The sequence below is a fragment of the Spirosoma horti genome, assembly GCF_054776595.1.
Genome location: NZ_BAAHBQ010000022.1, coordinates 1 through 6,725 on the forward strand (window position 1 = coordinate 1; position 6,725 = coordinate 6,725).

At 45.9% G+C, this 6,725-nt stretch carries 9 protein-coding genes; 4 read left to right on the forward strand and 5 right to left on the reverse strand.

The genetic code is table 11. From position 1 onward, the window contains the following. Positions 1–90 precede the first annotated feature (90 nt). Together ACYVAM_RS31665 and ACYVAM_RS31670 are read left to right on the forward strand one after the other, a co-directional pair. Positions 91–408 carry a plasmid mobilization protein gene (locus ACYVAM_RS31665; RefSeq protein ID WP_461074167.1) on the forward strand — a complete coding sequence of 106 codons (318 nt, stop codon included), beginning with the start codon at positions 91–93 and terminating at the stop codon, positions 406–408. Beyond that, on the forward strand, positions 405–2,030 hold the full coding sequence (locus tag ACYVAM_RS31670; RefSeq protein ID WP_461074168.1) for a relaxase/mobilization nuclease domain-containing protein: 1,626 nt from the start codon (positions 405–407) through the stop codon (positions 2,028–2,030). The genes ACYVAM_RS31665 and ACYVAM_RS31670 overlap by 4 nt, the downstream gene beginning before the upstream one ends. A 74-nt stretch (positions 2,031–2,104) precedes the next feature. Here the strand turns inward: ACYVAM_RS31670 and ACYVAM_RS31675 are convergent, their stop codons facing one another. Beyond that, positions 2,105–2,308 (reverse strand): hypothetical protein, encoded by a 204-nt coding sequence (locus ACYVAM_RS31675; protein WP_461074169.1) that lies wholly within the window; start codon positions 2,306–2,308, stop codon positions 2,105–2,107. Positions 2,309–2,558: 250 nt separating this feature from the next. On the opposite strand from ACYVAM_RS31675, the gene ACYVAM_RS31680 reads away from it, so the two are divergent. After that, complete coding sequence (locus ACYVAM_RS31680; protein WP_461074170.1) at positions 2,559–3,068, forward strand: hypothetical protein; 510 nt, start codon at positions 2,559–2,561, stop codon at positions 3,066–3,068. A gap of 679 nt (positions 3,069–3,747) precedes the next feature. On the opposite strand, the gene ACYVAM_RS31685 is transcribed toward ACYVAM_RS31680, so the two are convergent. Next, positions 3,748–3,951 (reverse strand): GDCCVxC domain-containing (seleno)protein, encoded by a 204-nt coding sequence (locus ACYVAM_RS31685; RefSeq protein WP_461074171.1) that lies wholly within the window; start codon positions 3,949–3,951, stop codon positions 3,748–3,750. 130 nt (positions 3,952–4,081) lie between these two features. On the opposite strand from ACYVAM_RS31685, the gene ACYVAM_RS31690 reads away from it, so the two are divergent. Next, on the forward strand, positions 4,082–4,489 hold the full coding sequence (locus ACYVAM_RS31690) for a hypothetical protein (protein WP_461074172.1): 408 nt from the start codon (positions 4,082–4,084) through the stop codon (positions 4,487–4,489). Positions 4,490–4,494: 5 nt separating this feature from the next. Here ACYVAM_RS31690 and ACYVAM_RS31695 read toward each other — a convergent pair whose 3' ends face one another. The 3 genes from ACYVAM_RS31695 to ACYVAM_RS31705 are packed head-to-tail and all read right to left on the reverse strand — an operon-like array spanning position 4,495 to position 5,969. Next, a complete protein-coding gene (locus tag ACYVAM_RS31695; RefSeq protein WP_461074173.1) occupies positions 4,495–4,773 on the reverse strand; it encodes a type II toxin-antitoxin system RelE family toxin in 279 nt (92 codons plus the stop codon). Next, positions 4,763–4,972, reverse strand: coding sequence for a hypothetical protein (locus ACYVAM_RS31700; RefSeq protein WP_461074174.1), 210 nt, complete (start codon positions 4,970–4,972; stop codon positions 4,763–4,765). Before ACYVAM_RS31700 ends, ACYVAM_RS31695 begins: the two co-directional genes overlap by 11 nt. 43 nt (positions 4,973–5,015) lie before the next feature. After that, positions 5,016–5,969: a replication initiation protein gene (locus tag ACYVAM_RS31705; protein ID WP_461074175.1), complete on the reverse strand. Its 954-nt coding sequence runs from the start codon at positions 5,967–5,969 to the stop codon at positions 5,016–5,018. Positions 5,970–6,725 lie beyond the last annotated feature (756 nt).

The following is a 6,725-nucleotide window of genomic DNA, read 5'->3' on the forward strand; positions in this document are numbered from 1 at the left end:
CGCGCCCAAAGTCAATCGCCCGGCTTCACGCTACGCTACCGGGCTTGGCCTGGTCAGGGCACGCCCCGACACCCCTAGCTACCCTATATCATGGAAACAACGCTATCTAAAACCCATCGTCTGGATCTGCGCGTGACGGAAGATGAACGCAAACAGATTGCACAAAAGGCAGAAGCTGCCGGTCTGAAGGTATCCGAGTATCTGCGCCGGTCGGCACTGGGGTCAGGGCCTGCCGCCACACTCACTACCGGTTCTGAAGGTCCGTCCATCCTGACGAAACCCGAACGGGCGCAGCTGGCCAGCATGGCCAATAACTTGAACCAGTTAACCCGCTACGCGCACACGGGCCAGATCGATCCGGCCGGCATTCAGGTATTAATCATCCAACTTAACCAGCTCCTGGCATGATCGCCAAAACCACTACCGGCCGTAGTTTTGATAGCGCCCTGGGCTATGGGGCGGCGGATTTGACGGTGCAGCAGCGCCAGCACAAACAGCCCAAAGTGGCTCTGCTGGATAGCTACAATCTGATCAGTTATCACTGGCAAGGGATGGCCGCTGAAATGGCTGCGGTGGCGCAGGGCAGCCGTTGCAGTACCCCCGTCTGGCATACCTCCTTATCGGCCCAACCCGGCGAGCAGCTGAGTGCCGAACAGTGGCGAGCCGCTGCCCGGCAGTACTGCACGGCCATGGGGGCCGATCCCGCCCAGCACCAGGTGGCCATCTTCCAACATCACGACACTGCCCACGCTCACGTACACATTTATATCAACCGGGTCCGGCTGGATGCTGGTCCGGCTTTGGATACGAGCCATAACTACGCGCGCAATGTCAAAACGACGCGTCAGATCGAGCAGGCGCTGAGCCTACAGGCCTTACCCGAGCAGCGGATGAGTCTACGGGACCACAGCGAGCAGACCCAGGCCAACCGAACTCGTATCGCTACTAGCTTAAGCCAGGTGTTGGCCGAGCAAAAACCGACGACTTTAGCTGAATTAATCGCCGATCTGGAGGAGAAAGGGATCACCACCCAACTAGCGACCAATAGTAAGGGTATTTACGGCATCAGCTTTCAGCGAGGAGATGGCCAGCCGGTGAAAGGATCGGCGGTGGGCTACAAATACCGGCAGCTGGCCACCCAACTAGAGGCCAACCGGGCCGAGTACCAGGCCGAAATTGAGCGGCTCAAACACGAACTGGAACAGAAGCCAGCGGTGGTGGAGATTCAAACGCCTGACGCTGGCCAGCAAGCCGAGATCAATCGACTACAGCATGAGCGGGACGTGGCCTATGAGAAGCGGAATGCCATGCAGCAGGCTTTGCTAAATCACGAGCCTAAAACGGTCATTAAAGAAGTTGAAGTGATCAAAGAGGTTATCAAGCCCGATCCGGCTGATCAGACCAAGATTGAGCAGTTGAAACAACAGCTTCAGCGCACCTACCAAGCGTATGTGCAGCAAAAGGAGAAAGCCGAAAAATTGCCCGATCTGGTGGATACCCTGGCGGACTTGCGGCAGCAGTATGATGGGCTAGCTGCCCAATTGGGCCAACTTGAGCTGGCCCTGGAACAGGAGCGGCTACGCTACCGGGAGATGGCCGAGAAAGGGAAGGCTCATATGGAGACATACAATGCGCTGGTAAATCGCTACAACGCCTTGAAAGAAAGCCGTCAGGCCCAATCCCCTACGCCTTCGATAAGTCCGGCCGTCGCTCCTGCTTCGCCCGCTTCCAAACCGGCTGTTGATGGGTCTAAAGGACTGGATAAGGATTGGGTGGCCAGTATGGGTCATCGTTTACGGCAGGCCGCTAAGGCATCCAGTAACTTAACTGAGTTTACCAACCGGCTCCAGTCGGCTTCCCAAACCAATCCGCCCATCACCCGTCGTCCAGGGCCCGATGGTAAGTATATCTATTCGGACAAAAACGGACAAGCAACGACGGCAGCCTTAGGCTTCAAAAAGGGGGAGTTAAAGCAACTCGTTGAGACTCCCACCCAGCAACAAAAGAAAGGTCCAAGTCAGAAGCGATAGTTGGACTATTTTAAGGGTTGTTGTATAAGCAACGTTATGTTAAGAAACTATTCCAAGAAATAGGGATCAGTCTATCAACAGGTAGGAGGTAATAAATGAGGTAACTCATCGGCCTGTAAGGCCTGCCAAAACACCCAGTCACTGGTGGGCAAATAATACTTTAAATATTGCTCCCGGCTCAGGCACATGGCCATGGACGTTTCGCCTTGTCGATGAATCTTGATCAGCCGAATAATACGTCCGATCCGGTCGAAATCATGGGTCGAATAGGTATGCATAGATTAAGCTTTAAGTACGGTAATCAAAGATACAAGACTGGCTTACCAAATCGAAATGAATGCTCATAAAAGAGGGTAGGTCCAGGCCCCGCAAGCTCTAGCATATAGCTTTTGGGGCTTAGAGGAGGATTTCTGTCTTCTTAGGGAGGCTATACTCTACATAAGCGCATGTATGTAACACCAATAGACGACCACATTCTCATTTTCATAAACTAAATCATTGGCGTTTTCTTTTAGCTAAAAAGCACCAATGTTTTTATCAATTGTCACAACCGATTCGATTTTACAGAGAAGGGAGTTTTTCTGTCAACTCAACACATTAGAAACCGGGTTTGAACTGTTGAGTAAACTGACTGCTCAAGGTCATGCCTTATTGAAAGCGCATCTGATTGAGAAAGGGAAGGTCATTGACTTACCCGTAGAAGCTTTTGATGGAAGTCCGTTTCAAGAGCCTATTCAGCAACTGGAAAACCAGTGGATCGCTCTTCTGGAGGCAGTAAAAACGGAGGCCACTCAGAAGCTTTTGACAACTAACTCAATTAAAATGCAGAAACTGGTTTTTTATGAAGAGCAGATTGTGGCTTTAGAAGGCAGACTAACAAGAATCTATCAATTTCTAGACAAGCAGCAATCTTCATTTACAGCATATAATGAAAAGAACACTCTTTTCGATAGTTACCGAATTCTTTTAGAGAATTATCAACGACAGCTCAATAAAGCTTGGCAAATTCGGCAGCAACTACTGGAATGTATTTACTAGGCGTTATGAGTTATTAATGAATTAGATTCCGCTAATTCATTAATAATATTCTAAGGTTTATCCTTTCTCCTATTTTGACTTTTTCTATCTTAAAACGCTTTACATAAATGCAGTTATACAACAGGTCTGGAAAATGTACAAATTAACTGAGGGTTAGAATTTGCACATTTCCCAGACCCGTTCTATAACTCATATGGCTGTTGCACAACTTAAAACGATTACATTTTAAACCATTCCTTTATTGTTTTGGGGCGCGTGTCCAAGTAGCTATGAACGACCCCCAGTAGCACAATGAGAGTAATACCTATGAGCCAGCCTGCTCGTCTACCATGAGCATGGGTAGCAAACAGCCCCATGAAGATGGTCCATCCCCAAGCCAAGGTCATACTGATGGTTAGGAGTATGTCTAGGAGTATTTTGGTGAGTTTAGACATCTACTTAGTTGAGTTTTTAAGTGTTCAGCGTTCTCGAATCTTAACTAAGTTGAAAATGGAATTGGCTTTCATGTTGTATAAGTGCAGTAGCTGTTGCAAAAGTCTTAAACTAGTCAAATAGGACAGACCAGTAAGCCAATTATGACCTAATCAATGGCTGAAAATTACCAATTGAGCGCAGCAATGTCTGGTCATGACGACTTTTGCAACAGCCACTGCAATTATGTAAAGCTAGGTAGTCATTCTTATGAGCAACACGCCTTTTGTTGCTGTATCGGTGGACACTCAACTGATCCGTATGAACAGTAGACGCAGCAATCCCCCACTATAGGTTTAAGCAGCGATTGACAAATGCTGCATTCATAAAAGTACTGGCAAGCATTGGTAGGCATAGTTTCCATCTGCTGATGGTTACACACTGGACACGTTATGATTGATTCTAGGGTCATTTCTGGTTTTATAATCTGAATTATGTAAAGTTAACTACCTAAGCTTGTTTGCGCTGACAAAACCTAGGTTTTGTATATACATAGAAAATCCTTTAACTATGTGTCTGACAAAACGTCTGACATAACTGTTATGGACCCAATCGATGCAAATACAAAACTAGAATTACGTCATCAGCCCGAAGAAATGGCGCTGACAGAACCAGAGTTACGTCAGACAAAACCCGAAACAGACAAAAATAGGGGTGGACGTCCTCGTAAAGCTCCTGACGTAACACCTTGGACGGTTAGAGGTGTGGATCTGGAAACGCGAACGGCTATAGAAAAGGCTGCGACACGAACAGGTAAGACTATTGGTCAGTATATGAATGAAGATCTACGTCAGTATGCTCAGGAACAGCTAAAGAAAGGGAATCAGCCACCTTTGAAACAAGAAGATCTGCGTACTGAACTGGATGATATCAAAGGCATGATTACCCAGCTTGCTAACCGAATACCGGTACAGGAAAAAAGGGGGTTTTTCCAGCGCTTATTTGGCTAGCGTTTCTATTCATAAACATCTTTACGATGAGCTATCTTCATGATTAAGATAGTTATCTGCTCATTTTCTATGGTGTAGATGACACGGTAATCTCCCACTCGAATCCGATAATAGTCATCTTGATCGCTACCTGGCATATCGAAGTTCTTCAACTTTTTATGGCCATGTGGTTTTGGCTCCTCCGCTAAGTCCTGTATTTTTTCGAATATCCGGTCTTGCATCTTGGCCGGAATTCGTTTCAACTCCTTGGCCGCTGACTCGGTAACGATAATCTTATAAACCACGGCTCGCCAAAATTTCGTTTTTCAGATCTTCAAAAGGGCGCGTAGGTTCACCACGTCGCTCTATAGCATCAAGGGTATCCATTAAGTCTTCTACGATCTCCTGCACAGCTTCATTGGTTAAATCTAGCTGCAAAGCCGTTTTTTCCCCCTTACTGTTAGTGACGTAACTAATGCCTTGACGAATTGCAGTTGCATTCATTTGCTTATCGTTTTATTGGTTTCATTACACTTTACTATGCTTTTTACTTCTTATCGAGGCCAAATTCTTTCTGAAGGATTGATCGAATATAACCGGGCTTATTCTTGGTTCGATCCAGTTTGCCCGACGTTTGCAGTCCGTCTACTCGATCAGCAAATATCTTAACGTTTTCGTGCGTTTTAAGGGCTTCTAAGGCCTGATCTATCAGTGGTGACTCCTTCCCAAAGACTTGTCCCAAAAAGCGCATCACGAAGATTACATCTTCATTCTTGGCTCGTTCCTGAGCCACTTGCTTCTTCTTGGTATGGATTTGGAAGATCCACCGCTTTACAGATCCTCCTCGTCCACGTCCCCCTCGTTCTTCGCTATAAGTGAAATATATATCACTTATCCCGTCTTCATACATTTTCATGAGTTCGGCTTGCGCCACCTCCAAGACATAAATTTTAAGATCTCCAGTCTTAGTCTTGATCATTAACAGATCCCGTAACGCATCTGGGGTAAAGTCAAATTGGCCAACGGATCGCCATTGGCAGCACCACTCATAAAATCGCTGAGAGAACTTGCTTGCCAAAGTCATGACCACCGTTGCGTCCAGTACTGTGAATCTCTTTGTAAGCTCGTAGAGGTAGGGTAAGACATCTCTAGAGATACTAACTTCCAGACCTTTATTCTTAATGTATTTGCCTCTAGTTACGAAGCCAGTTTCAGTCCAACTTTCATCCGGTTCATCAATTGAAAAGTCTTTTTTTCGCAGACTAATAACAGCTTTGCGGTAGTCCCGAAAACGGTTGTCATTAGGATCTGATTTTTTTAACTGGTCTTCAACTATGAATAGGTCAAGGTCTTTCTTAAAGAAATCATCTGTAACACCATCTTGGACAGTCTTCATTACCTCAATCAGAGATAAGTAGACTAAACGTTTTTCGGTTGTAGTATAATCGTACCTAGCTCCAGTGATAGCATTGGTCTGCTTGAAGGTCTCTACACTCGTCATATTCAATTATTTTACGAGTAAAAAAAGTCATTTATCTTAATAAACACAAGTTATAACGCAGTTTTTCCGTCAATTACTCGTAAAATACCCCTAAAAACTCCGTCAATTACTCGTAAAACTCCGTCAATTACTCGTAAAATACCCCTATAACCTACTAAAAATCAATTAGTTACGGAGCCGTAAAGTTTGCAAAAGTAAATTTTGCTAAAGTGCAAATGCCAAAAAAACGGCTTTTGAGAGGTAAAAAGGGGTAAAAAAACCGAGTTATCCACACCTAAAAAAGCAGCAAACAAGACTGTCGAATTGGAAAGGGGAAAAGAGAGCAAAACTAAAAACCGCACCGGGGCGCGGAACTATAAATTTAGTTGAGTGTTCCACGATTTGTACTATTCTACTATTCCGTACCCTTACCTTCTTCATTCTTTAGTATAACAGGGGAAGGTAGTCTACTTGTCTTTCCCCTGTTATACCTGGCTGATCTCCCTACTACTTCACCAATTTACCCACCCACGCAACTATCTCCTTGACTAGTCTTGACATTGTGCATTAGCGGACGTATTTTTGGTTTGTTGGTAGTAAAGCAAGCCATGACTTTGTACACACAACTGCCCTCCTATCGTCGGTTGTTGCGCGCCCAAAGTCAATCGCCCGGCTTCACGCTACGCTACCGGGCTTGGCCTGGTCAGGGCACGCCCCGACACCCCTAGCTACCCTATATCATGGAAACAACGCTATCTAAAACCCATCGTCTGGATC

What these genes read in the sequence shown, in the direction of transcription:
- ACYVAM_RS31665 (WP_461074167.1), top strand. Translation starts at nt 91, where the DNA reads ATGGAAACAACGCTATCTAAAACCCATCGTCTGGATCTGCGCGTGACG.
- ACYVAM_RS31670 (WP_461074168.1), top strand. Translation starts at nt 405, where the DNA reads ATGATCGCCAAAACCACTACCGGCCGTAGTTTTGATAGCGCCCTGGGC.
- ACYVAM_RS31675 (WP_461074169.1), bottom strand. Translation starts at nt 2,308, where the DNA reads ATGCATACCTATTCGACCCATGATTTCGACCGGATCGGACGTATTATT.
- ACYVAM_RS31680 (WP_461074170.1), top strand. Translation starts at nt 2,559, where the DNA reads ATGTTTTTATCAATTGTCACAACCGATTCGATTTTACAGAGAAGGGAG.
- ACYVAM_RS31685 (WP_461074171.1), bottom strand. Translation starts at nt 3,951, where the DNA reads ATGACCCTAGAATCAATCATAACGTGTCCAGTGTGTAACCATCAGCAG.
- ACYVAM_RS31690 (WP_461074172.1), top strand. Translation starts at nt 4,082, where the DNA reads ATGGACCCAATCGATGCAAATACAAAACTAGAATTACGTCATCAGCCC.
- ACYVAM_RS31700 (WP_461074174.1), bottom strand. Translation starts at nt 4,972, where the DNA reads ATGAATGCAACTGCAATTCGTCAAGGCATTAGTTACGTCACTAACAGT.
- ACYVAM_RS31705 (WP_461074175.1), bottom strand. Translation starts at nt 5,969, where the DNA reads ATGACGAGTGTAGAGACCTTCAAGCAGACCAATGCTATCACTGGAGCT.